A 1,696-nucleotide genomic window follows, 5' to 3' on the forward strand; every position below is an offset into this window, starting at 1 on the left:
GTTATATTTGGGGTAACTCCACCATCTTTTTAATTTCAAATACTAGCGAAGAAAAGTTAGAGAAAATAATTCTCTAACTTTTCTTGTATACTTAATTTTATTTTAAGAAATTAAAAAACTTGTCTCCCAATTATATGAGATTAAAATCTAAACGATTAAAACTAATGAAATAGATCTTTTTAATTACATACTTAATTTATTTTTTAATGTCCAATATTTTTCTCCATTAGCTTCAAAAGAGAATTCTACCCATCCATTTGGATCTTCACGATAAATAAAGATGGTTGTTCCAGGGGTTACTGTACCAACTTTATTCTCCTCGACAGCTACATCTGGTCTACTTTTAATTTTTAAATTAAATGGATAAGGTACCTGGTAGTAAGCAGCTGATGATACAACATTTGAGCTTGAACCGTCTGCATACATTTTATATGGAATTTCATTCGATAACGCGTCGACATCTAATGTTTCAGGATTCTTTGGTAATTTTTTTGCATATGTATAGTCTTCTACATGAAACGGTTTAATACGTTCCATAATACCCGCAATTTTCTTAGCCCAGCCTTTATCTGATGCATATTTCACATTCATGCCAGTTAATGTTGGGCCGTTATAATACATACCACTTTCTTCTAAATATCTTTCTCGTACATAATTAGCGTTATAAGCAATGCTATCCCCGTAGCTTGGTAAATATTTTGCATATTTAAACGGATCTCCATCATATGCACGTAGACCGAATAGATTATGTTTTTGATATGCGATTTCTGATTTTCCGTATCCAGATTCTAAAATCGCATGCGCTGCTAAATAATGAGCACTCACGCCATATTGATTTTGCGCATTGATAAAATCTTGCCCATGTCCAACTAAAGGACTATCCGAGTGATATTTCGCAATAAAACTATCAATCTCTTGAGCTGTAATTTTCGAAGCCACTGTTAAATTTAAATCTTCATATGAGGTAGCAGTAATAACCTCTTTTTCATCGTTTAAATTTTGTTGTAACATATCTGTTTTTGCAGTAAGTTGAGCAGCTTCAGCACGTGTTATAAATCTATTTGGTTGCCAACCGTTCTCGGTACCATTAGAGATTTTTAAATCTATTAAAATATTGGCATATTTTTCTCCCCAATGCCCTTTTAAATCTTCAAATCTAACCTGATCATTATGATTTGGTGTGCTTTGTAGTTTATATGCATTTACTAGCATCGTAGCCATAGCAGCGCGAGTTACTTTTCCGGATGGATTGAAGATTCCATTACCTTCACCTTTAACAATCCCAGCTTTTTCAGCAGCAGCAATATAAGGAGTAGCCCAGTGGTTTTGTGAATCTGTAAAAGATGGTTTTGCATTAGGATCAATTTGTATACCTAAAACTTTTGTCATAATTTTTGTAGCCGAAGCTCTGTCTAATGAGTCATTTGAACCAAAAGTTCCATCTGGATAACCATTTAATACCTGTTTATCAACTAAATAATTAACGGATTTATCAGCCCATGTAGGAACATCAGGGAATTTATGAGTATCTGCTAAAATATTAGAAGAATAGGATAATATAGCTCCTGCAAGGATACCTGTTGCAATTAATTTGTGCTTCATTAAAATAAACACCTCTACCATTGTATTTATCAAATTGAGATTTTCTATTTTTATATTTACATGTTTGTCATAATAATGAAATCGTATTAACACG

General features: G+C 32.7%; 1 protein-coding gene. It reads right to left on the bottom strand.

Translation table 11 applies throughout. From position 1 onward, the window contains the following. Positions 1-183 precede the first annotated feature (183 nt). Positions 184-1,602, bottom strand: coding sequence for an S-layer homology domain-containing protein (locus ABWK52_RS25645; protein ID WP_016090209.1), 1,419 nt, complete (start codon positions 1,600-1,602; stop codon positions 184-186). Between the last annotated feature and the right edge of the window lie 94 nt (positions 1,603-1,696).

The sequence above is a fragment of the Bacillus sp. AP50 genome, assembly GCF_040492675.1.
In the GTDB taxonomy this organism is placed as follows: Bacteria; Bacillota; Bacilli; order Bacillales; family Bacillaceae_G; genus Bacillus_A; species Bacillus_A cereus.

Bases quoted from the DNA above. Each gene is read 5' to 3' on its own strand.
- ABWK52_RS25645 (WP_016090209.1), bottom strand. From the start codon at position 1,602: ATGAAGCACAAATTAATTGCAACAGGTATCCTTGCAGGAGCTATATTA.